This is a genomic window from Nannocystis sp., assembly GCF_016714285.1.
Classification (GTDB): Bacteria; Myxococcota_A; Polyangia; order Nannocystales; family Nannocystaceae; genus Nannocystis.
The window spans coordinates 286,003-309,302 of the sequence record NZ_JADJNN010000009.1 but is presented as its reverse complement, the minus strand read 5'-3'; the positions used below and the strand labels follow the sequence as shown (position 1 = coordinate 309,302).

The following is a 23,300-nucleotide window of genomic DNA, read 5'->3' as shown; positions in this document are numbered from 1 at the left end:
CGCATCAGATACGATGCGCCGATGCTGTTACGTCTCGCCTACCCCCTCGCGCTCCCCCTCACTGCTGCGCTCCTGCTCGGCGCCTGCGGCGACGACGGCGGCGGCGACACGGAGAACGCCAGCGAGGCCGCGGCCAGCACCGGCGAATCGGGCACCAGCGACGATACCCCGACCTCCAGCCCCACCAGCGGCGACGCCACCAGCGGCGACACCCCGACCTCGAGCGACTCGGACCCCAGCACCGGCGGCGACTCTGACAGTGACGGCACCACCGGCGACGAGCCCTCGCCCTACGTCGGCGACCCGCTCCCGAGCGCCGACGACGGCGAGTGGATCTGGGTCGACTTCCCCGAGGCCAAGTGTCGCGACGGCAGCGGCGCCGGCATCGGCGTCCGCTACGGCAGCGGCCCCGGCCTGGTCATCTTCTTCGAGGGCGGCGGCGCCTGCTTCAACGCCTTCACCTGCGGCGTCAACCCGGCCAACTTCGACGGCGCCAACTTCCAGGGCAGCAGCAGCGGCATCTTCGACCCCAGCAGCATCGAGAACCCGGTCGCCGACTGGAGCTTCATCTACGTCCCCTACTGCACCGGCGACGTGCACGCCGGCGCGGCCGTCGACGGCACCCTCCCCGACGTCGGCGGCAAGCAGCAGTTCGTCGGCTACCTCAACGTCGGCCACTTCCTGCAGCGCGTGGTCCCCACCTTCCTCGGCCAGGTCGACCAGGTGCTGACCACCGGCGTGAGCGCCGGCGGCTTCGGTGCCGCCTTCAACTACGACCGCATCGCCGACGCCTTCCCCAAGATCCCCGTCACCCTGCTCGACGACTCCGGCCCGCCGATGTCCGACATGTACATGGCGACCTGCCTGCAGAAGAAGTGGCGCGACTCCTGGAACCTCGACGCATCGATCCCCAAGGAGTGCACCGACTGCTTCCCGGCCGACGGCGGCGGCATCGTCAACCTCGGCGTATACCTCGGCAAGAAGCACAGCAAGCAGCGCCTCGGCCTCATCTCCTCGCTCGGCGACAACACGATCCGCCTGTTCTTCGGCTTCGGCAACGACAACTGCACCGCCCTGATCCCCACCACCCCGGTCGAGACCTACACCGCCGGCCTCCACGACCTGCGCGACAACTGGCTCAATGAGCCCGCCGGCACCTGGGGCTCCTTCTTCCTCGACGGCGAGCAGCACACCTGGATCGGCGGCGCCAGCTACTACTCGGCCAACAGCGGCGGCACCCGCCTGCTCGACTGGATCTCCGACCTCATCGCCGGCACCACCTCCAACGTCGAGCCCTGACCGGCCTTTGGTCGGGTCCCAGCACCGGAGGTCCCGGGGGTGGCGCGGACGACGTCGCACGGGCCGCTGCGGTCCGGCTGGGTGCCCGCGCAGGCTCGAGAAGCCGGAGGGCCGAGAGGGGGGTCGCCCTCAAACACGGCCTGACACACCGTCGCCGGGGCAATTCCCAGGTCTACGCCGGACTCGGTCGACCCCCCTCTCGGCCCTCCGGCACGGCAAGCCTCCGCCAAGGGACAGTGCGGTCGGCGTCGCCGAAGCCGGACCGCACCGGCCCTGAGGGCGCGACATGATTCGGTGGTGAAGGACACGGGCGCCGCGGAACGATGGTGCCAGGCCACGCACGAGCCACGCCACATGTCCCGCGGATGTGTGCCCCACGACATCCAGAGCGCGTTGACACCACTCGCACCGCTTCGGAGTATGTCGCAAGAGACATGTCCATGCGGCCATGTCGTATGCTCAGGGCCGGTGCGGTCCGGCTGTTCGGCGACGCCGACCGCACCGTCCCTTGGCGGAGGCTTCGCTTGCCGGAGGGCCGGAAGCGGCCTCGACCGAGTCCGGCGTAGACCCGGGAATTGCCCCGGCGACGGTGTGTCAGGCCGTGTTTGAGGGCGAGGCCGCTTCCGGACCTCCGGCTTCTCGAGCCTGCGCGGACGCCCAGCCGGACCGCACCGGCCCGTGCGACGTCCTCCGCGCCCAGCCGGACCGCACCGGCCCGTGCGACGTCCTCCGCGCCCAGCCGGACCGCACCGGCCCGTGATGACTAGCCCGCGCCCAGCCGGACCGCACCGGCCCGTGATGACTAGCCCCACGGCTGGCGCTCGCGCAGCGCCGCCACCTCGGCCTCGCCCCGCTCGAGCAGCCCGTCGTGCGCGTCGACGATGCGCCACTGCAGCGTCCGGCGCCCGAGCGGCTGCGACTCGACCATGATGCAGCGCAGCTCGCCCGGCGAGAACCCGCACTGCGCCTGCACGGCCCGCAGCAGCGGCTCGCTGTGCAGGTGGCCGTCGCCGAAGTTCCACCCGAGCGCCAGCCCGGCCATCAGCTCGCCGTCGACCCACTCACAGTCCTCGACCCGCTCCACCGCCCGCGGCACCAGCTGCGACAGCACCCGTCCGTGCAGGTGCATCAGGCGAAACCCGATCACCTTGCCGACCAGCGCCACGCAGGTCGCCCGGTCGTAGAGCACCCCGAGCTGGTCGTACACCCAGCCCGAGCTCTTGGTCAGGCGCTCCAGCTTGCGGTAGCTGTCCCCCCGCATCAGCCACACGCTAAACGCCCAGTTGCCCGCGTAGTAGCGCATCGCCAGCAGGAAGGGCACCCGCGCCGGGAACAGGTTGCCGAGCACCGGCAGCGCCACGCACATCACCGCCAGCACCGCCACCACCCCCGGACCGAGCTCCAGCGGGCTCTGCCCCGCGTGGGTCCAGAACAGCACGAGCCCGCCGTACACCATCACCACATTCCACTCGAGCGGCACCCCCATCGGCACGTTGCTCAGGATGAACCCGTGCAGCAGCAGCATCAGCGCCAGGCCCACGAGCGTCAGCGTCCCGCCGTCGCCGAGCAGCAGCAGCACCGGCACCGACAGCTCGAGCAGCGTGCCCGCGTGGGCCATCCAGGTCGCCAGGCGCGACGGTGACAGGTCGTCCGGGAAGGCGCGGTACATCCGGCGGCGCAGCCACCCGAAGCGCAGGAAGGGGTGGTTGCTGATCATCACCCCGACCACCGCCGGAAAGTGATGATTGAGCTTCGACACCCCGGCCCAGAACCACAGCGCCGCCCACAGCCACATCATCCCCGGCACGAAGTCCGCCCCGGCCAGCGCCAGGATCACGATCGCGGTCCAGAAGTGCTCCCCGCGCGCCGCCAGGAACAGCGTCCGATCGAGCAACCCGAGCAGCGGCAGCGCCACGCACAACCCCACCAGCACCAACGGCTCGCTGCGGGCCGCGCACAGCCCCGCCACCAGCAGCCCGATCGTCGCCGCATACGCCAGCACGTCGATCGCGTTGCGCCGGATACCCCCGATCAGCGGCGCCCCCGGGACCAGCGGCAGCTTGGTCGTCCCCGGCCGGAGAAAGTACAGGAATCCCCCGATCGGCGGCAGATAGCGGCCGGTCAGCGGCCCCGAGCCGCAGCCGAGCCCGAGCAGCTCGAACAGCATGCTCCACAGGATCGCCTTCTCGAACGCCGCCGCCGTCGACCACCATCCGCCGATGTCGGCCAGCCCCCCCAGGCCCGGCGTGAACCCGCAGAAGAACAGCCAGCCGCCCACGTACAGCAGCAGCTTGAGCAGGTACACGAGATAGATCCCGGGCGGCGTTCCGTAGCCCTGCAGCGCCCACGACTGGCAGACCATCCGCGCCTTCTGCGGAAACGGCAGCCGCTCCCACACCAGCGGATCGTAGGGCGGCAAGGTCGGCCCGAGGAGACGCGCAAACATCGGCCCATCGTAGCCGATGCACATGCGACGACAGTTGTTGTATCGTCGCCGCCATGGCCGAAAAGCGCACATATCTCGAGCTGTCCGAGGCGGACGGCGGGTCCCACAAATTCTACGAGGTCACCGTCGCCGGCAGCGCGGTCACCACCCGCTACGGCCGCATCGGCGACCCGGGCCAGAGCAAGACCACCAAATACAAGAGCCCCGCCGAGGCCGACGCCGAGGCCCAGAAGGCGATCGGCGGCAAGCTCAAGAAGGGCTACGCGGCCGCCGTCATGGGCGCCCGCGCCAAGCGATCGGTCGGCCAGCGGCGCACCACCAGCGCCACCGCGGCCCGCGGCACCACCCGCGCCCCGGTCCTGTGGCGCTTCGAGACCGGCAACTTCGCGCTCGGCATCTTCATCGACGACGACCTCTGCTGGGTCGGCAATCAAAAGGGCGACGTCTACGCCCTCGGCCACGACGGCCAGGTCAACCGCCGCTTCAAGCTGCCCGACGGCGTGATGTGCCTGGTCCGCGACGACCAGTGGCTGTATTGCGGCTGCAACGACGGCAACGTCTACGACCTCACCCGCAAGGTCCCCTTCGTCGCCTACGAGATCTCCGAGGATCTCAGCATCTACTGGATCGACATCCACGAGGGCGCCCTCGCGGTCTCCGACGCCGTCGGCGGCATCACCGTCCTCGACCACGACTGCGACCTCCTGTGGCACAAGAAGTCCCCCGGCGACTCCGGCTGGATGGTCCGCTGCGACGCCGACGGCGTCTACCACGGCTACGACGAGGGCCTCACCGCCTACGAATGGTCGAGCGGCGCCAAGCAATGGTCGCAGAAGCTCAAGGGCTGCGTGATGTTCGGCTGGCAGGAGCCGACCACCCTCTACGCCGGCACCACCGACGACGTCGTCCTCGCATACACCAAGAAGGGCAAGCTGCTGCGCAGCTACAAGTGCGACACCAGCGTGTACTCCTGCGCCGCCGCCGGCGACGGCAAGTACGTGTTCGCCGGCGACTCCTCCTCGTCGATCTACTGCTTCGACGCCGCCGGCACCCGCCTGTGGAAGCTCGACACCACCTGCGGCTCGGCGCTTTCGATGCAGTTCTTCAAGGACAAGCTCTATATCGTCACCTCGGGCGGTAGCCTCGCCTGCATCGACGTCAGCGAGGCGGCGATCGCCGCCGCGCGCCAGGGCACCGTCCCCAAGACCAAGGTCGTCGAGCAGGGCAACACCAAGGCCGCCAACGTCGGCGACACCCTCGAGGCCGCCGCCACCGGCGCCAGCGGCGTGCTCGTCGAGTGCTACACCGAGGGCGGCAAGGTCCGCGTGCGCCCCAAGTCGCCCGGCTTCAAGCCGCTCAACGTCCAGTTCCCCCGCAACATCCGCACCGCCGGCGCGACCTACCTGGTCGACGGCCTGGTCGAGACCTCCGGCGGCTTCTACCGCGTCACTGGACAGATCCGCACGACCACCGGCGCCTCCGCCAAGACCGTCGCCAAGGCGCTCAGCAAGGCCAGCGCGAAGAAGGTCAGCAAGGTCGCCCCGGCCCCCGCAAAGAAGGTCGCAAAGAAGGTCGCAAAAGTCGTCGCCGCACCCGCCAAGAAGGTCGCGAAGAAGGTCGCAAAGATCGCTACCAAGGTCGCCGCCAAGAAGACCGCGAGCAAGAAGCAGAGCAAGCGCTGAGCCAAACACCGCGCAATGCGCCGCCCAGTTGGCGCCCAGTTGGGCGCCCAGTTGGGCGCCCATTGGGGCGCGCACGCGCTACCCTCGGGCGCGTGCGCCTCGCCCTGCTCGCAGCCCTCGCCCTCGCCTGCAACGCGGGCGACGAATCGGGCGCCACCATGGATGGCAGCACCGGCGAGCCCGCGCCCGAGACCTTCTGGCTCCCGCTCGCCTGCGACGCCACCACCCGCGTCGGCCAGGGCAACGACAACCCCTTCAGCCACCACGACGAGCTCCGCTACGCCTTCGACCTCCTGCTCGCGCGCGGCAGCCCGGTGCACGCGATGGCCGACGGTATCGTCACCCACGTGAAGAACGACGTCCGCCCCGGCGACCCCTGCCGTGACGGCGGCGACGAGCGCTGCCGCGACCACGCCAACCTCGTGGTCCTGCTTCACGACGACGGCACCAGCACGCTCTACAAGCACCTCGACGACGCCCTCGCCACGGTCGGCAACCGGCTCGCGCGCGGCGCCCTGCTCGGCCGCTCCGGCACGACCGGCTGGTCGACCACCCCGCACCTCCACGTCATGCGAATGGACCCCTGCGCCGCGATCGAGTGCCCCTCGATCGCCCTCGCCTTCGTCGACGTCCCGGGCGACGGCGTGCCCGTCACCGGCCAGGACCTGAAGTCCATGAACTGCCCCGAGTGAGCGCAAACATCCGCGCCCGATCCTGCGCATGGCAACGAGCGAGCCCCGTCCGCCTCGCGCCCCACGCGGCCCGAGAACGCTGTAGGATGCCGCTTCCTATGCACAAGCGATACTGGCGGATCGTGGGTCTTTGCGGCGTGGCGTTCACCGGCTGTGGCGACGACGGCGGAGGCGCCAGCGCGAGCTCCACCGGCGCCGGCCCGGGCGGCACCAGCCAGACCGCCACCGACGATACCCCGACCACCGACCCGCCGACCTCCACCGCGCCGCCCCTCACCACCAGCGGCGACGCCAGCACCACCGCCGCCACCGGCGGCACCGGCAGCACCAGCGAGCCCGTCGCCACCGACACCGGCACCGGCGCGACCGACACCGGCGAGCTGCCCTGCGGCGGCTGCCCGCCGAACTTCATCTGCAAGTACGATCAATGCCTCCCGGACCTCGGTCCCTGCCGCAGCCACGACGACTGCCCGGGCGACTCCTACTGCGACATGGACGGCGTGTGCATCCCCTACGATGTCCCCATGGGCGTCATCAACGACCCCAATTGCAAGAAGGACAACATCCCCGGGGGCATCAAGCCCGAGCAGCAGTGCGAGTGGAACGGCGCCGTCAAGGACCCGCAGAACGACAAGACCGCCAAGTCCACCTATATCTACACGACGCCGATGGTCGCCGACCTGAACCTCGACAAGGACCCGCAGAAGCTCCAGCCCTCGATCATCGTCAGCACCTTCGAGACCCTCCCCAACGTCGGCCGCATCGGCACCCTCCGCGTCTTCGACGGCCGCACCTGCGGCGAGCAGCTGCGGGCCGGCGGCGCCGACGAGCAAGACGACGCCAACCGCCCGGCCTACGCCGTGCCCTGGGCGATCGGCGACCTCGACGCCGACGTCCCGAACGGCGGCCACCCCGAGCTGGTCGGCTACCACCGGGTCACCAGCGCCAACGACACCGGCCCCGTCCACCTCTACGCCTTCCGGATCAACAGCGCCGACCCCACCCCCGTGCTCGAGCGCATGTGGTACGGCCGCACCTGCGAGGACGACAAACTGCTGACATTCGGCTCCGCCAACATGCTCGCCGGCCCCATGCTGCACGACCTCGACGACGACGAATACCCGGAGATCGTCGTCGGCGACATGGTCTTCGATCACAACGGCTGTCTGCTCACCACCTGGGCCCCCAACTTCACCGGCCTCATGCCCGTCATCGCCGACGTCGACCTCGACGGCGTCGTCGACCTCGTCACCAACCGCCGCACCGCCGCCTGGGACCCCATCACCAGCGAGTGGGTCAACAAGCCCTGGTTCGTCGCCGACCCGCCGAAGCAGCTGAGCGGCTACATGAGCCTCGCCAACTTCGGCGCCTACACCCAGATCCAGGGCCTCGACACCGATCAGCTGCCCGAGCTCGCCGTCCTCAGCGTCGTCAACGCCGTCGGCCGCCTGCGGATCCAGAGCCTCGACGGCAAGACCGTGTGGGGCCCCGTCAACCTCTACGCCAAGAACGGCGAGGTCGTCGGCAGCGGCGGCACCGTCACGATCAGCGACTTCGACGGCGACGGCCAGGTCGAGATGGCCACCGCCGCCGCCACCTACTACGCCGTCTACGACCCCGACTGCGTCGCCGCCCTCATGGGCGCCAGCCCTCCTGAGCGCCCCGGCGGCACCTGCGAGCGCTCGCCCGAGCAGGAGGCCAAGAAGCTGCCCGACGGCGTCCTGTGGGTCCAGCCCTCGCAGGACCTCTCGTCCAACGTCACCGGCTCCTCGATCTTCGACTTCGACGGCGACGGCCAGGCCGAGGCCGTCTACCGCGACGAGTGCTTCCTCCGCGTCTACAACGGCCGCACCGGCGAGGTCATCTACAGCGCCCCCGCCAGCAGCGGCACCGGCGCGGAGTACCCCACCGTCGCCGACGTCGACGGCGACTTCGCCACCGAGATCGTCGTCCCCCGCACGCCCTACAACGCCTGCCCGAAGGTCGACCCGATCTTCCCGATGTCCGGCGATTTCATGGCCCGCACCGGCTTCGTCATCTACCGCGACCCGATGGACCGCTGGGCCAATTCACGCCCGGTGTGGAATCAGCACCCCTATTACATCACCCACGTTTCCGACACTGCCACGATCCCCAAGGCCAGCGAGACTCTGAACAATTGGCAGGTCCCCGGCCTCAACAACTTCCGCCAGAACTCCCAGGGCAGCATCGGCGCCCTCAACATCGCCGACCTCACCGTCGAGCTGACCGACCTCGGCAACCTCTGCGAGCAAATGGGCGGCAAGATCGACCTCCAGGCCGAGGTGTGCAACCGCGGCACCAACCCCGTCCAGGACGGCGTCGTCGTCCAATTCCTCGAGACCACCGACCCCAACGCCCCGGTCGAGGACGCCAAGGTCGTCTGCGAGACCGTCACCACCAAGCTCCTGTTGCCCGGCGAGTGCGAGATCGTCGTCTGCTCCGCGGATCTCATGGGCGGCGGCAATATCTACGTGGATGTCGACCCCGAGGACAAGATCGCGGATTGCCACCCCGGCAACAACCTCGGCGCCGACGCCTTCGGCCTCTGCCCGGGGTGAGGCCCGCCTTCGAGATTGACGACGTGCGGCGACCGCTCAGGATGGACATTCTGGGCTGGTCGGTCGAATGCTCCTGGCAGAGGTCCCCCTCCGCGCCCACCCCGGTGCAGCAGGTACGCTGCATTCTGTGGAGGCTCGCACACTGGCTGTGCGTTGTGCAGCGCGCGACGCACACGGACGGTACATGCTCGCCCTGCCACGTCGTGACGTAGACTAAAAACCGAGGACGCTTGCCGGCGGAGGTAAGCACAGATGACCGAGGACCTGCAAGAGGTACGTGAGGCGCTGCAGAAGCGCTTTGGCGACAACGAGAAGGAGATCGAGCTGATGCTCCGGCGCTACGCCGGGCAGCATCTCACCGTTCGCAGCTTCTTCCGCGGCTGGCTGCACGAGCGGCTGGCGGAGCAGGCGACGTGGATGATGGACCTCATCAACGTCGAGCTGATCGCCGACACGGCGGTGGCGCTGGGCCGGGTGATCACGGTACCCGCGAAGCCGGCGAGTCAGCTGCGGCGGGGCGTGTACGTGTTCCTCGCCACCTCGTAGGCTGCCAGTGCGCCCGATCCCTCGCCCGCGAGCTGATGCTCGCGGGCAAATTCTTGGGGCAAGACGGCGGTCCCCGGTGACCGCAGCGCAGCGCGAGCGGTGAAGCGGAGGTACTCCTGCGGATCGACGCCGCACAGGATGCAGGTCTCAATCAATGTGTAGAAGATGGCGGCGACCTGGGTGCCGCGGACGGACCGCGAGCCGTAGTGGTTCTTGCGCCCGAGGACCATACCCCGCAGCGCCCGCTCGGTCCGGTTATTGTCGAGCGGGATCAGTGGGTCGTCGAGGAAGGCGGTCAACGTCTTCCAGTGCCCCAGGAGGTAGCCGAGCGCCTCGGCGAGGGTGCTGCGCGGCAGAGCCCGCTGGGCCTCGGCCCAGGTCTTGAGCTTCGTCGCCAGCAACCGTGATTCGCCGTCACGGCGCACGCGCCGGAGCTCGAGCGCCGCAGCCTTTGCCTCGCCCTCGAGGCCATGCGGCGACGGCAGTTCGCGCTCGATCAGGAAGATCGGATCGATCAGGTCGAGCGCTGCCTTACAGGCATCGGGGTAGGTGCTGCGTAGCTCGTAGAACTTACGGCGCGCGTGCGCGAAGCAGTGCGCGAGCCGGATCTGGCCGTTGCTCGCCTTGGCCAGGGCGTCGTAGCCCGGATACGCGTCGCAGCACACGACGCCCTCGAAGCCACCGAGCACGCCGCGAATCGTCTTCGCGGAGCGACTGGGTTCGAGCATGTACCAGGCAGCGTCATGGGTCGTCAGGCACCAGACCCACCACTTCGCGGTGCTGCCCGGCTGCATGAGTCGCCAGTGGGTCTCGTCGACGCCGATGACATCGTCGCCCAGGATGTACTCGAGCAGCTTGAGGTAGCTGGGCTCCATCAGGTCGGCGAGCGCGTCCTCCTGATCCCACATCGACTGCGTCGAGATCACGAGCCCTTCCCGCTCCATCTGCCGGCGCTGGCGGTCTAGCGGCAGGTGGTTGAGGCGCTTGTCGATCTCGAGGGCGATGGCAAAGTCTAACGAATAGCGGCCCCCGACGATCAGTCGCAGCGGGCCCGGAGCCGTCTTGATCGCGCCGTTGCAGCGGCAGCGATACTTGTGTCGACGGTGCTTGATAACCGTGAATCGGCGAGGCTCGACGTCGATCTCGTCGGAGTCCTCGGTTTGCCCGCTCATCTCCTCGAGGGTCCCCTTGCAGACCGGACATGCCCGCTCGTCGTCCTTGAGCCGATGGTGGACCTCGCGGCTGGGCAGCTTTGCCTGAGCAGTTGGGCCGTGGCCTCGCTTGGGCTTCTCGGCCTCCGCCGCCGGCGGTACCGGGCTCGGGCGTCGCTCCGACGACTCCCCGAAGACCTTGTGCCGTAGCCGGGCGAGTTGCTCGGCTTGCTTGACGACCAGGAACTCGAGCTGCTCGCCGCCCTTGAGCTGCGCGAGCTCCTGCGCCATCTCCTTCACGCGCTTCTGGAAGTAGTCGAGCTCCAATACCATGAGCCGGGCGTGCTTCTTGAGCAGCTCAAAGTCTTCGATCTGATCGACGTCGACCACGAGCTATCTATGCACTTATCGCGCGCCGATGACAAGATCTTTCTCGCTCATCGGCGCCGGCGCGAGGGGGACCTTGCCGACGAGCAAACTGCCCTGCAAGAACAACTCGAGCTCTGAGCGGGTCAGCGACAGGCTGGTCGTGCAGTCGTCGCCCCACAATGCCGCGAACCGGCCACGGGCCAGCCGCTTGATGTACAGCCCCAAACCGGACCCGTCGAAGTGAAGCACTTTCGCCGTCGTACGCCGACGGTTGGTGAAGAGGTACAGCGCGCCTGACAAGGGGTCCTGGGCGAGCGCCTCCCTCACCAGCGCACTGAGGCCCTCGAATCCCTTTCGTAGGTCGACGGGCCGCCGATACGCGAATACCGGCACTCGTCCATGTGCGCCGATCATGTCAGCCTCCTGACCAATTCCACTACGTCCTCGAGCGAGAGCCCCTCGACTCGCGCACCACACCTGAGCACGACGACCAGCTTGCGCTGCTCCGTCTCATCCTCGATGCACACCGGGATCAGCAGCGGCGCGCTCGACGAACCTCGGCTCCACGCCGCCAGGTCGTTCGCGGACACGCCGATCTCCGCAGCGGCCGCCTGCAGGTCCAATCCCTGCGCCGACAGCAGTCTCCATCGCGCGACACACTTCCTCTGCCAAGCCTTGCTCGGGCGTCGTTCAGCCTTCATCATGGGTCTCGCCTCCTGGGCGGACCTCACTTCAAGCCGGCGCGGCCGTCACGACGTGGCAGGGCCGACCAGAAATAACGCCCCCCCCGCCCCCCCCCGAGCCCGCCGCGCCCCCCCCCCCCGCCCGTGACCCCCCCCTGCTTCAAAAAACCCGGGGTGGCGGTCTCCCCCGCCTGTTGGCCGTTAGGGGACCGGAATCTCCTCGGCGCGAACGAGCGTAATCTCCACCCTCAGTTCCTGCTCCGATGGCGCCGTGAGCCGGACGAAGTGTGGACCGGCAGCCAATCCACCTTGGATGCTGAATCGGGATTCGCAACGTTGTCGTGCGGCCACCAAGGGCATCCCCAGCATCTGCCAAGCGTAACTTGGAACACCGCTATCGCCTTGAACATTTAACATATAATTACCTGTCTGTGCACCGCGAGGGCCACAGATAATACACTGTTAAGAGGGCGGCCATAGTCGACCCCTCCCACGACCATGTCTCCGTTACAATCCATCGTTGTCGACAACGACCAGACATTCCCGCCCAGGGTAGACTAGGCATCGCACAGTCATAGGCAGGCACATCGAAGGCGACCTCCCCACAAGGACCATTCGCCATAAAGACCTTCACCTCTTCATCCAGAGCTACACCAGGCAACAAAGTGCTCCTGAATTTTCTTGCATGCGACTGTCATGTTCAGGGGATGTCGACATCTTCGCAAATATCTGGGCCATGACGCAGAAGCAAAGGTCACGAAACTTCCAGCAAGATCATAGCCACCTGCGTCCAGCATCCCGATCATGTAGTCTCGGATCCAGTGTGATCTCTCCCGCTGGCGGATTGAATCGGTAACGTGGCCCACCGCCAGTGCCGTCGAAGGGATCATAGGCGACCGCGATCCCCGGTGAAGAACGAAAGTTTGTTCATCCCAGCCCCATACGTCACTGCGTGCACCAACTCGTGGAGAAGGGCCGGCTTCCGTGAATAGGCGTGATTCCCTACTTGGCATCCAGCGCTGGCTTCAGGACATGACGAGCTCGAAACTCTTTTCGTCAAGCCACGAGTATTCGTGAATATCTGTAATGTCGAGGTCAAGTTCGTTCTTCAAGAACGGGACAAAATTCTCGACATGGGACCTGGTACCCCCGCAAACTCGCAAGGAAGGACTTGAGTAGTAGTGAAATAGCGCGTCGTCCTCCTGACTGCACGACATCATGAGCAGCACACATAGTGACACCAAGCACGGCCAAGGCAGGATTTCCAGATCTCCGAGTAGAGGACTCCTTCGTGTAGCCATGTCACGGACCTCCGCGGGGGCGCGTCAGCGACATCATGGCGCTCTTCTCAGCCTTGCGCTGCACATGCTTCACTCTCTCATACTTTGGAGTGCGCGAAACGCGATAGAGGACGCATGCGTGACGCGCTAGACGCGCTTGAGCCAGGTTGTCGGTGTCGTCGTCGGGCTTGTCGCGGAGTCTGCGAGGCCGAGCGCGGTAAACCCTGACCCCGCCCATCCTGAGCGCTTAGGATGCAGCTTTAAGATGGGTGCGCTCGGGAGCTTACCGAGCGCGAACTGCTGGCCGGGCGTGGGGACGGCGGACGGCGGAATGATGTGGGTGCCGACGCACGACGCACGAGCACCGCTGCGTCACAGTCGTGGGTCCGGCGCGGAGTATGGGCCGGCTCGACTTGCCAGTACCCCTGATCGTCTGTTTGCTGGGGAGCGCGTGCCATCCGCTGCCGGCGAACCCCCGTCTGCGGCGACAGCTGCACCGCGAGCGGCCCAGCGGGCTCGACCGCGGAGGAGAGACTCGCCACCCTTGCTGTCGCGATCTCCGTCCACGACCTGGCCCGCTGGCTTGCGCCTCTCCCCCACCCCACTACCCCGCCTGCCCGACATGCGCGGCAGCGAGATCCCCGTCCCCTGACCCAAATCTGTCTCGATTTTGTCCCGATCCTGGCTCGAACCAACAATTCCCTGAATTGGCCTCCCAGGCCGCCCTACGAGGCCACCCCTATTACATCACCCACGTTTCCGACACTGCCACGATCCCCAAGGCCAGCGAGACCGAGAACAACTGGCAGGTCCCCGGCCTCAACAACTTCCGCCAGAACTCCCAGGGCAGCATCGGCGCCCTCAACATCGCCGACCTCACCGTCGAGCTGACCGACCTCGGCAACCTCTGCGAACAAATGGGCGGCAAGATCGACCTCCAGGCCGAGGTGTGCAACCGCGGCACCAACCCCGTCCAGGACGGCGTCGTCGTCAGTTCCTCTCGGACCACCGACCCCAACGCCCCCATCGAGGACGCCAAGGTCGTCTGCGAGACCACCACCACCAAGCTCCTGCTGCCAGGCGAGTGCGAGATCGTCGTCTGCTCCGCGGACCTCATGGGCGGCGGCAATATCTACGTCGACGTCGACCCCGAGGACAAGATCGCAGATTGCCACCCCGGCAACAACCTCGGCGCCGACGCCTTCGGCCTCTGCCCGGGCTGAGCCGGGTCTGTCATGCCTCCAACCAAACCCCGCGATAATCGCGCTCCAAGATCACGTAGATAACGCGACCCGGCACAGACGCAACGTGGCCGGGATTTCAGCCAGGATTCCATGCTTCCCCTCAGGCCGCCCCCCTTCCGGGAGCCTGCGCGCCCTGGCGATAGACCGACGCGAGCAGCTCGGTCCACTCGTCCGGGGACAATGCCGCCTGCATCGCCGTGAGCCACCCCGTGTTCAGAAAGATCGCGTGGCCCGCGCGGGCGCACCACAGCGCAAAGGGGGCCAGCGCGTTCGCGTTGCTCCCCGCGGATTTGAGCAGCAGCATGTGGCCGCGCACGAGGGTCTCGTCGGGCAGGTCCACGGTCCCGGTCGCCACGAACGCGACCGACTCGTCCACGCTGTCCATGCCGGGCCGGCCGCCCTCGTCGCTGTGGAAGACCCGGTTGACCGCGGATTGACCCGCGATCTTCTGCGACTCCATGTTCAGGCTGACGGCGACCTGGTACACCCCGCTGGAGAGGTTGCCGGTCGTACTGCCGATGATATCCTCGCCCTCGGCCTTGTAGATGGCCTTCTTCTCGGCCGCGATCTTCGCCTCCATGTCCTTTGGGTCGTCGTTCGGGCCAAGGCCCATACCGCCGACCCGCGTCACGAAGTCCGCCATCTTCTCCTTCTTCGGCCACACGGCGAACAGGTCGAAGTCTCCGGTGAGGGCGTTCTTGTAGGACTCCGCGGAGCCGTCCGCGTAGGGCCGATGGGGGTTGGTGAGCGCCAGGACCGCGGTGAAAGAATCGACGGGGGGCGCCGTCGCGTCACTGCTGGCCCTGGCGAGCGCCGCCGTGAATGTATGGACGGTGTCTGCATCGATGTTGCCCTGGAGGGCCGGGAGACTCTGCGCCTGATAGTAGACCCGCCAGCGCCCGCTGCTGTCGTCTCGCCGGAGCAACCACGCCACCTTCGCGTCGCCCGCTCCGGGGATCGTCGCCTCGCCGCGCCGCTCCTTCGCGCCGGCCTCCGCCGCGGCGATCTTCCCGTGGCTCTCCAGCCAGTGCACCCGCGCGTCGCTCAGCTCCAGCGGCACCACAGAGGCGTAGTAGGGCCCCTCCGCTGGCTTGCTGTTCGCGCGCCGCCACTCGTTTTGCAGCTTCTCGAAATCCTTGGTGAACGAGTCGATGTGGGCCTTGAGGTTCGTGTACGCCCCGGGAAGTCCAGACTTGTTAAAGCGTGGCTCGGCGCAGATGAAACCGGCCCACGGGCCCCAATCACAGGACTTCGCCTTGACGTGGAAGCCCTTGGCGTCGTAACCCTCCGCCAGCAGGGTCAACGCCGCCTCGCCCGGCGTGCGTGTGAGAATGACACAATCGAGCTCGTGGGCGACCCGGAGGAAAGCCTGGGCGTGACCGCCCGAGATGCCCTCGCTTCGCAATTTCGCCTCGTCGGCGCTGATGCTGTACGGCTCGATCGATTCCGAGAGCGTGCGTGCCATTTCGATGACCTCCGGACGACCTGAATTCTACGCGCACAGGGACCACAGAATCCCCAGCGCCAACGAAAGTACAACACGCTCCGTCGCGTGTCAACGGCCACACATTCGCGCTCGATCGACTCGCCGACCGCGCGCTCCGACGCGACCAAGCGAGCATCCGCAGGATAGTCGGTTGCCATGTTCCTCTTTGAGATTGTCTCGCTCGTCGATCCTCACGCGAACTTCAGCGATAATATGGCGCACATCCCAATCGGCTCGCAATCCCCCTATTTTTTGTATCGAAATTGGTAGTCATCCTCTTCATTGTACCAAAAATAGCCGCCCTGCTCGTTGCCCGCGTGCTGCAGGACCCTGAAGCGGTCGCGCTCCAAGGAGAAGCGGGCGACCCGCTTGTCACCGGGCGCGACGAACCACACCGAATTGCCGTTATCCGCGGTCTTGAGCCGCCATCCGCCGATCCACACGCCGTCGTCGGGGAGCTTCGCGTGGGTGAAGGTGTCGAGCTTCTTGTGGTCCAGCCTGGCGTCGTCGAGGCCGCTCTGGGTGGCGCGGAGCTTTTGTTGGGTGTCCTGGAGGTCGGAGCGGAGTGCGGTGATATTCTTCTCCGCGACGCCGAGCTTCTGCTGCGTATCGCCGAGGGTGGCCTTCGTCGCGTCGAGCTGGCCGCGCGTGGCCGTGAGCTCGCCGCGCAGCGCGTCGATCGCGGTGGTGAGCTCTGCGCGGGCGCGGGCGAGCTCCTCGCGGATCTGGACCTGCATCTCGTTCCATTCGCTGGCGAGGATCTGGCTGCCGGCCTTGAATTCGATGTGGGGGGTGGGTCTGGTCCTGGTCCTGTCGTTCATCGGGCTCCTCCCTCGCTGCCGTCGTCATCGTCGCCGCGGGCCTCGGCGAAGGCCTGGTCGTAGGCGCTGGCGTCGAACACGCCGGGTGTGAGTGCCGGGCGTCCGGCGATGCCGCTCGCGGCGTGCAGATCGAGGTCGTCGCGGCGGCCGATCTGGACGTGGACATGGACCCTGTCGGCGAGCACAAGCGCATCGCGGAGGCGCGGCGGCTGAGTGTCGAGGGTCGCCGCGATGCCGGCGGCGCGGCTCGCCTCGAGGCACTCGCGTAGCGCTCGCCAGTGCAGCGCCGGCTCGTTGCGGCGGTGCCAGGGCACGATGTCGGCGGGTACGCGCAGCGAGAAGCAGGCGGCCGGGGTCTCGTGCCAGCGGGCGCCGAGGTGGACCGCGAGCCGGGGGTTGTCCCGCGGGGCAGCGACGGCCGCGAGCGCGGCGGCGCGATCCGGCCAGTGGTCGATGAGCGCGGCCAGCTCCGGGAGCGGGACGCTGCGGCAGCGCAGGTGGTTGGCCCCGCAGGCGAGCTCCGGGAAGCCGTCGTCGCCCGGCTGCCAGCGTTCGGAGCGCGAGAAGCGGGCGCCGCGGGTCAGCGGTGCGCCGTCGACGATCTCGTCGATGCAATAGATGACGCCCGAGTCGAAGCGCGTGGGGCTGCTGACGACCAGCGGGGCCGGGCTCGGGCGCCCGTTCACGGTCGGGCCGACGTCGGGGCGGAGCACCAGGCGGTCGCCGGCGGCGAGGGTGCCGAGGAAGACGAGGCGAAGGTCGCTCTCGAGGTGGTGCAGCTCGGGGAGGGACAGCGCGGCGCCAGCGAGCAGCACGAGCTCGGGCCGGGCGGGGGTGAGGCCGCCGTTGTGGAGCAGGAGGTCGGGGCTGGCGGGGCCGGGGTCGTCGCTGACAGCCGGTCCGGCGGCGCAGCGGCGCGTCGGGTTGTCGACGACCTCGAGGCGGAGCGAGCAGGGCTGACCCCGGGCGTCGCGCACCTCGACCGTGGCGACGGCGAGCTCGTCCTCCCAGGCGATCGTCGGCGGGTGCTCGGGGAGGTAGAGCATGGCGACGCGGGCGAGCAGGGCGGGCGCGGTGCACAGCCCCTGACGATGCAGCAGGACGTCCTGGTGGAGGCGGCGACGAAACAGCGTGACGGACTCGCCAGGCAGCGGCTCGACGCCGAGGAGGGCGGCGATGCGGGCCAGCTCGGTCGCCTCCGGGGTCTCGTGCGGGTCGGCGTCGGCGAGCCAGCCGCGCGCGAGGGCCGGCCAGCGCGAGCGCATGAGCAGGGAGAGGCCGCGCTCGAGGCTACGATCGTCGGCCGATAACTCGGCCGCGGCGGCGCCGAGGAGGCTGGCGATCCGTCGGCCGCCTCGCAGCGCGCGCGGGAGGACGGCGAGCATCCGCTCGAGGCGCTCGGCGGTCTTCATCGCGGCACCTTCCCGTGCGCCCCGGCGTCGACTCGCTCGATCCGGCCGAGCTGGACCCGGACGTCGCCGAGCAGGTGCCCGATGCGGTCGTCGGCGCTGACCTGGCAGACCGTGTCGAGCTCGTCGTGCACGAGCACCTGGACCAGCCGGACCACGGGTGCGGCGTCGGGTCCGTCGAGGACGCGCAGGGCCTGCGTGAGCACGGCGAGCAGCGGGCGGTCGTCCTTGCCTTGTGCCGCCCCGCTGCCGAGCGCCTGCAGGCAGGCCGTGAGCGCGTCGCGTACGCGGTCGAGGTCGAGGTCCGCGGACGTCTCGACGAGCACCTCGACCTCGCGGATCGCCTCGACCTTGCGGACGATGCGGGGTGGCCAGCGCTCGAGGTCGATGGCCAGGCGTTCGCGTGGACCGCGAGGTACGCCGGTGGCGAGGTTCACCGCCCGCGGGCGGATGCCGGCGGGGCTGGAGCTGTCCACGGTGTGGGCGTCGAGGCGCAGGAGCTGCACGTCGGCGATGCCGGGGGTGGCGATGGCGGCGGCCTCGATCCGACGGGCGTCGATCTTCTGCCCGCGCGGGACGGCGGCGACCTGGGCGACGATCGCCCGCCCGAGTTCGCCGGCGAGGCGGCGAAACCCGGGCTCGTCGACGCGTGGATCGGTGGGCGTGAGGACCAACGTGGGCCGCACATACACAGTCTGCAGAGCGTGCAGAGCGACCTGCACGCCGGCCGCCTTGGTCGCCCGGACCGCGGCGAGCACCCGGCGAGCGGCCCCGGGGTCGTCGGCGAATTCGGGGTCGCCGACGAGGATGTCGAGGACGCCGGGCGGGCCGTCGCGCTCGCTGACCTCGACGTGCTCGACGCCCTGCTCGTGGATCGCGGCGGCGATCGCCGTCAGGGTGCCGGCCTGGGAGCGGCGCAGGACGTGGCGCGCGCGCCCCCGCAGATGCTCGTCGGACTCGTCCTTGCTGGCGCGACGCAGGGGCTCGGGGTTGGTGACGGACTCGATGCCGAGGGCGGGGCGGGGCATGATCGTGAGCTGGCCCGGGCCGATCAGGAGGGTCGCGTCGGCGAGGTCGCCAGGCTTGACGTCGACCTGCTGCACGGCGACACGGACCCGCGTCTCGCCGCGGCGCAGGGTCGCCGCCTCGACCGACTCGAAGACCGGCAGCGGGCGCCGCTCGACCGGCTTGCCGGCGACGCGAAAGCCCGGGGGGATCACGAGGTCGTGGGGCGCGGGGGTGCTGCGCGACAGCTCGATCACGCCGGCGAGGCGACCGGCGCGGGCCCGCTCGACCCCGAGGATCGCCACGACCTTGTCGAGCGCGGGGCCCTCGGCGCTGTCGACATATCCGGCGCGGTGAGCCCGGTCGAGCATGCCGTAGAGCGTGGATATCTCGCGGCCGAAGGCCTCGACGAGCAGACGGACGGCGCTCCCGGGGTTGTCGTCGAGGTCAGGCCCGAGCGCCCGGGCGAGGCGCGCGACGACGCCGCGAAACGAGGTGTCGTGGTCGGCGAAGAGCTCGGACATCGCGGTGCTCCCCGTCAGAGGGTGATCTCCCAGTCGAGGCTGAGCGAGACGTCGCGGGTCCATGTGAGCACGGGGAGCAGCGCGCGGTTGAAGAGGATCGGCCCGTCGTCGCGATGGCTGACCAGCAACCCGGCCTCGCGGATCGAGTGCTCGACGTCGTCGGCGGCGGGGAGCTCGGCGTGGAGGATGATGCGCAGGCGGCCGTCGGAGAGCGGCTCGGCGAACTTCCACTCGCGCACGTCGGCGCGTGCGAGCATGTCGTCGAGGGCGCTGTTCTCGATCCTCGGCGGGCTCTGTCCGCGGCCGACGGCGATCTGCAGCTTTACGTCGACGGCGCCCGTGGTGAGGGCCCGGACCAGGAACTTGCGCCCAGCGGTGGTGATCAGGTTGTGCACCCGGCGGCGATCGACGAGCGCGCCGCCCGGGTCGCGGACGATCACCTCGAGGATGCCGCGGATGCCGGGTTCGTCGTCGGCGTGGGGGTCGAGGGTCGCGGTCATGTCGTCGCTCCTGTGATGGTCGGCTTTCATCGGAGATCGAGGGCGAGGGCGACACCCACGGTGTCGCCGGTGGTCGCCCGGACGGTCGCGTGCACGTCGACCGCGCCCGGCAGGTCGTCGCGGGCGCGCACCTGGACGCGCACGATCTCCGCCACCCGCGCGTCCTGCAGCAGCGCCGCCCGCACGTGGCGGCGCAGCAGCGCGAGGTTTGGGGCGGTCAGGGGCTCACCTACCAGCTCGCTGACGCGGCTACCGTAGCGGCGGTGGCCGAGCTCGCCGAGCTCGCCGCGCGCGACCAGCAGGCACAGGGTCAGCGCCTGCACGAGGTTGTCGCGGCCGCTCACCGTCGTGTCGGCGCCCGCGGCGTCGGCGAGGTCGATCGTGCCGTCCTCGTCGATCTCGAGGCGGAGGTCCGTCTTCAAGGGGTCGCTGGTGTCTCGCGGCATGAGAGCGCTCCGCGGGGTGCCCGGGTCATGCAGGCTTCGGCGGGTCCGCCTTCTTGGCCTCCTCCTCGGCCTTCTTCGCCTCCTCGGCCTTCCTCGCCTCCGCGATAGCGAGGCGTGCCCGCTGGACCGCGTCGGCGTCGTAGGGCTTGGCCCGCACCAGCTGGCCCGTGCGGTCGTCGAGGTGGTGCAGGCGATTGATGGTCGCGAGGTCGAGCTCGCCGCTCTCGGTCAGGCCGTTCACCGCTTGAAAGTCCTTGAGGGCGTCGGCGCCGGCGTATCCGAGCACGGCGAGGAATTGGTCGCGCTCGCTGTCCAGGAGCGCCTGCGAGGTGGTCAGGGCGACCACGGTCAGGGCGTCGTAGACTACCCGCTGGCTGGCGCCGAGGATGGTGCTGTTGACCGTGCTTCCGACGCCGGCGCCAAGCCCATAGATCGGGAGCTCGCAGCCGTAGGCCCACTGCAGCATGCGGATCTTGCCGGTCGCGGCGGGGTCGAACGCGCCGTCGGTGTGAGCCACGCGCAGCAGGAGATAGAGCTCCTTGCTGAGCTTGTCGAGCATCTCCTGGGTCGGGACATGGTCGAGCGCGCTGCGGGCCTGCGTGATCGCGTCGCCGATGCTGCTGAGGTCGGCGCTGTCCTGGTTGACGAGCTTGGCCATCGCGGTGGTGAAGGACTCGTCGGTGATTTTGCGTAGCAGCTCAGCGCTGGTCACGAGCAGGAGCTTGCCGGCCTCGGCCTGGATCAGCAGGTCCTTGAGGTCGAGCACGAGTTTGGCGAAATAGGCGATCGACTTGACGAAGGCGGCGACGATCGTCTGGATCACGTCCGAGAGCTTCTGCTCGATGGGGGCCTTCTGATCGCCCTGGGCGCGGACGAACGCGTGGCGGGCATGGGCGATCCGGACCCACCGCGGCGAGCGCGGCGCGTCGGCCTCGAGGCTCGTGCGCAGCTCGGCGAAGACGGTGGCGAGGAGGTCGAAGGCGTGCTTCGACGCTGGCTTCGCCGGGACGGACTCCGTCGGTACGGCGATGTTCGTGCCGGGTTCGAGGTCCGAGGTCTGCGGACCTGGGATCGGTGCATTGCTGTTGATCGCGGGGTCGGTCATTGTGCTCCTGTTTTTCGACTGGTTCGGCTTGGGCATGGCGGCTCTACGGGGGGCTGGTGCGCTGGGCGAGCGCGACGAGCGAACGCGGGGGAGCGAGCGAGGAGGTGGTCGGTTCGAGCAACGCGGTGAGCTCGCGACGGACCGCGGCGATGTCGGCGACGCGGGGTAGCGCGGCGGATATGATGTTGGGGTCCAGCGTCGACCGGAGCGACGCGAGGGCCGTCTTGACGGTGGTCAGTCCCAGCGGGTCCTCCAGCGGCGTGTCACCCGTGACGGCCGCGAGGTCGCGGACGATCGCGGCGCCAGCGTCGACGCTCGCGTCGATGCTCTCGGCGAGCAGCTCGAGCAGGGCGAGGGTGGCGTCGGCGAGGGCGACCCAGGTCTCGACGCGGGCCATCGCCGCGGCGAGGGCGGTCAGCGCGTCGACGATGCCGCGGACCATCGCGCGGATCGCCGTGGCGATGGCGCCCGTGCCGTGGAGCTTGCGCAGCTGTTGTCCGGGCGCGCCGGCGACGGCATCGGCGAGCTCGCCGAGGCTCGTGTGAAGTACGTCCAGCAGATCATCGGCGGGGCGTCGGGTGGACGCGTCGGTCACGCGATGGCCGCCTTGCTGGGTGTGGACGGGCTGCGCAGCGCGGCGATCAGGCGATCGAAGGCAGCGTTGAGATCGTCGATGGCGCCCCGGAGGCCGTCGAGCTCCTGCTGCTGGGGCAGGCGCAGGAGGACCGCCTCACCGCGTTCGGCCCAGCGCCCGCCCGCCTGCAGGAGCCCGCGGACGGGGCCGAGCACGGCCGCGTCGGCCTCGAGGCCGAGGGCGGCGAGCTCGCGGCCGGACGCGTGGATCAGCCGATCCAGACCGCGGACCAGCGGGCGCAGGAGCCCGAGCAGGCCGGCGGCAGCGTCCTTGTCGGCGAGCGCGGCGGCGAGTTCGGCGACCCGCTGCTGGAGGCCATGGATCGCGTCGCGCAGCAGCTCGACGCAGCGAGCGACGGACGGGCCGATACCGAGCTGCTGGATCAGCACGCCGAGCGAGCGCATCGACTCCGAGTCGACCAGCGCCGCGACAGCGACGACCAGCGCCTCGGCACGCAGGATCACCGCGCGCATGCTGCCCCGTGCCGGGAGCGCGGGCGTCAAGGCGGCGTCGCTCATCCATCACCTCCGCCGAGCTCGCGTACCACTGTGCCGGGATCGAAGGCCGCGAGCTCGACGCGGAGCTCCTCGGCGGCGGCGATGACCTTGCGGACGTCGCTGATCAGACCGGTCCCGCGGACCAGGTCCATCACGATCGGCAACATCCGCGCGAGGTCGAGGCGCGCCAGGCGGGCGTAGACGGTCGCGCCCGCCGAGGCGAGCTTGTCGACGAAGCCGCCGAGCCCGCCCCGCGCCTGGATCCCCTCGAGGGTGCTGGCGAGCGCGGCGGGGTCGCGCTCGCCGAGCGTCGACAGCAGCTCGCCGAGCTGTTCGCCGCTCATGTCGGCCTGCGCCTGGCTGAGCGCGTCGGTCAGCTCGTCCTGGCTCAGGTTGGTGAGGAGGTCGGGGTTGGCTGCCGCCGCGGCGGCGAGGGTCGAGGGGTCCTCGAGCACGCTCGCGGCGTCCATGGCGCTGGTGGCCCACTGCTCGACGGCGTCGGCGATCGCAGCGTCGACCTCGGCCGCGCCGGCCTCGGGTGATTCAGGCGGCTCGTTGTGCTCGCGCACCCGCATGAAGAACGTGTAGCGATCGCGGGTGCCGGCGAGCTGGCGCACCCGCAGCTCGAGGATCAGCACGTCCGTCAGCTCGGTGCCCGCGATGACGCCGGCAGAGATGGGCAGCGGCTCGGCGTGCTGCTGGGCCTGACGGAGCTCCTCGAGCGCGGCCTGCGGCTCGGCGCCGAAGAGAATGCCCTCCATCACGATCGTGACGGGCTCGCGACCGAGGTCCTGGAACACGCCCGGCTGACCCGGCCCACGCAGCTCCACCATGGCCTGCGTGTCCTCAGTGTAGATCGTCTGCAGACCGACGAGCTCGAGCTTGCCGATGCGGATCGTCAT

Annotated in this window: 20 protein-coding genes; 6 read left to right on the top strand and 14 right to left on the bottom strand. The window is 69.1% G+C overall.

Annotated elements, in window-relative coordinates; all coding sequences use genetic code 11:
* The first annotated feature begins 21 nt into the window (after positions 1-21).
* Complete coding sequence (locus IPJ59_RS17955) at positions 22-1,299, top strand: pectin acetylesterase-family hydrolase (protein WP_293272627.1); 1,278 nt, start codon at positions 22-24, stop codon at positions 1,297-1,299.
* Positions 1,300-2,101: 802 nt separating this feature from the next.
* Here the strand turns inward: IPJ59_RS17955 and IPJ59_RS17950 are convergent.
* Positions 2,102-3,745 (bottom strand): DUF3556 domain-containing protein, encoded by a 1,644-nt coding sequence (locus tag IPJ59_RS17950; protein ID WP_293272626.1) that lies wholly within the window; start codon positions 3,743-3,745, stop codon positions 2,102-2,104.
* A 53-nt stretch (positions 3,746-3,798) separates the two neighbouring features.
* On the opposite strand from IPJ59_RS17950, the gene IPJ59_RS17945 reads away from it, so the two are divergent.
* From IPJ59_RS17945 to IPJ59_RS17930, 4 genes are all read left to right on the top strand, one after another.
* Positions 3,799-5,427, top strand: coding sequence for a WGR domain-containing protein (locus tag IPJ59_RS17945; RefSeq protein ID WP_293256918.1), 1,629 nt, complete (start codon positions 3,799-3,801; stop codon positions 5,425-5,427).
* 92 nt (positions 5,428-5,519) lie between these two features.
* Positions 5,520-6,119: a M23 family metallopeptidase gene (locus IPJ59_RS17940; protein WP_293272625.1), complete on the top strand. Its 600-nt coding sequence runs from the start codon at positions 5,520-5,522 to the stop codon at positions 6,117-6,119.
* Between the two features lie 98 nt (positions 6,120-6,217).
* A complete protein-coding gene (locus tag IPJ59_RS17935) occupies positions 6,218-8,698 on the top strand; it encodes a hypothetical protein (protein ID WP_293272624.1) in 2,481 nt (826 codons plus the stop codon).
* Positions 8,699-8,950: 252 nt separating this feature from the next.
* On the top strand, positions 8,951-9,244 hold the full coding sequence (locus IPJ59_RS17930) for a hypothetical protein (protein ID WP_293272623.1): 294 nt from the start codon (positions 8,951-8,953) through the stop codon (positions 9,242-9,244).
* Here the strand turns inward: IPJ59_RS17930 and tnpC are convergent.
* The 3 genes from tnpC to IPJ59_RS17915 are packed head-to-tail and all read right to left on the bottom strand — an operon-like array spanning position 9,202 to position 11,468.
* On the bottom strand, positions 9,202-10,785 hold the full coding sequence (tnpC, locus tag IPJ59_RS17925) for an IS66 family transposase (RefSeq protein WP_293272622.1): 1,584 nt from the start codon (positions 10,783-10,785) through the stop codon (positions 9,202-9,204). The genes IPJ59_RS17930 and tnpC overlap by 43 nt on opposite strands.
* Before the next feature lie 15 nt (positions 10,786-10,800).
* Positions 10,801-11,178 (bottom strand): IS66 family insertion sequence element accessory protein TnpB, encoded by a 378-nt coding sequence (tnpB, locus tag IPJ59_RS17920; protein ID WP_293272621.1) that lies wholly within the window; start codon positions 11,176-11,178, stop codon positions 10,801-10,803.
* Positions 11,175-11,468 (bottom strand): hypothetical protein, encoded by a 294-nt coding sequence (locus IPJ59_RS17915; RefSeq protein ID WP_293272620.1) that lies wholly within the window; start codon positions 11,466-11,468, stop codon positions 11,175-11,177. Before IPJ59_RS17915 ends, tnpB begins: the two co-directional genes overlap by 4 nt.
* A 1,966-nt stretch (positions 11,469-13,434) precedes the next feature.
* Here IPJ59_RS17915 and IPJ59_RS17910 point away from each other — a divergent pair.
* Positions 13,435-13,950: a hypothetical protein gene (locus tag IPJ59_RS17910; protein WP_293272619.1), complete on the top strand. Its 516-nt coding sequence runs from the start codon at positions 13,435-13,437 to the stop codon at positions 13,948-13,950.
* A 121-nt stretch (positions 13,951-14,071) separates the two neighbouring features.
* Here the strand turns inward: IPJ59_RS17910 and IPJ59_RS17905 are convergent, their stop codons facing one another.
* The 10 genes from IPJ59_RS17905 to IPJ59_RS17860 all read right to left on the bottom strand — a co-directional run bounded on the left by IPJ59_RS17905 (position 14,072) and on the right by IPJ59_RS17860 (position 23,300).
* A complete protein-coding gene (locus tag IPJ59_RS17905) occupies positions 14,072-15,436 on the bottom strand; it encodes an anthrax toxin-like adenylyl cyclase domain-containing protein (RefSeq protein WP_293256970.1) in 1,365 nt (454 codons plus the stop codon).
* A 266-nt stretch (positions 15,437-15,702) separates the two neighbouring features.
* Positions 15,703-16,278: a hypothetical protein gene (locus IPJ59_RS17900; RefSeq protein ID WP_293256973.1), complete on the bottom strand. Its 576-nt coding sequence runs from the start codon at positions 16,276-16,278 to the stop codon at positions 15,703-15,705.
* Positions 16,275-17,690: a hypothetical protein gene (locus IPJ59_RS17895; protein WP_293272618.1), complete on the bottom strand. Its 1,416-nt coding sequence runs from the start codon at positions 17,688-17,690 to the stop codon at positions 16,275-16,277. The genes IPJ59_RS17900 and IPJ59_RS17895 overlap by 4 nt, the downstream gene beginning before the upstream one ends.
* A complete protein-coding gene (locus IPJ59_RS17890; RefSeq protein WP_293272617.1) occupies positions 17,687-19,216 on the bottom strand; it encodes a hypothetical protein in 1,530 nt (509 codons plus the stop codon). Before IPJ59_RS17890 ends, IPJ59_RS17895 begins: the two co-directional genes overlap by 4 nt.
* A 14-nt stretch (positions 19,217-19,230) precedes the next feature.
* Positions 19,231-19,716, bottom strand: coding sequence for a hypothetical protein (locus IPJ59_RS17885; protein ID WP_293256982.1), 486 nt, complete (start codon positions 19,714-19,716; stop codon positions 19,231-19,233).
* A 26-nt stretch (positions 19,717-19,742) separates the two neighbouring features.
* Entirely contained in the window at positions 19,743-20,162 is a 420-nt protein-coding gene (locus tag IPJ59_RS17880) for a GPW/gp25 family protein (RefSeq protein ID WP_293256986.1), read from the bottom strand.
* Positions 20,163-20,187: 25 nt separating this feature from the next.
* A complete protein-coding gene (locus IPJ59_RS17875; RefSeq protein WP_293272616.1) occupies positions 20,188-21,267 on the bottom strand; it encodes a peptidoglycan-binding domain-containing protein in 1,080 nt (359 codons plus the stop codon).
* A 43-nt stretch (positions 21,268-21,310) separates the two neighbouring features.
* Positions 21,311-21,862, bottom strand: coding sequence for a hypothetical protein (locus IPJ59_RS17870; protein ID WP_293256992.1), 552 nt, complete (start codon positions 21,860-21,862; stop codon positions 21,311-21,313).
* Positions 21,859-22,419, bottom strand: a complete 561-nt coding sequence (locus tag IPJ59_RS17865; protein WP_293256995.1) for a hypothetical protein — start codon at positions 22,417-22,419, stop codon at positions 21,859-21,861. Before IPJ59_RS17865 ends, IPJ59_RS17870 begins: the two co-directional genes overlap by 4 nt.
* Entirely contained in the window at positions 22,416-23,300 is an 885-nt protein-coding gene (locus IPJ59_RS17860; protein ID WP_293256998.1) for a hypothetical protein, read from the bottom strand. Before IPJ59_RS17860 ends, IPJ59_RS17865 begins: the two co-directional genes overlap by 4 nt.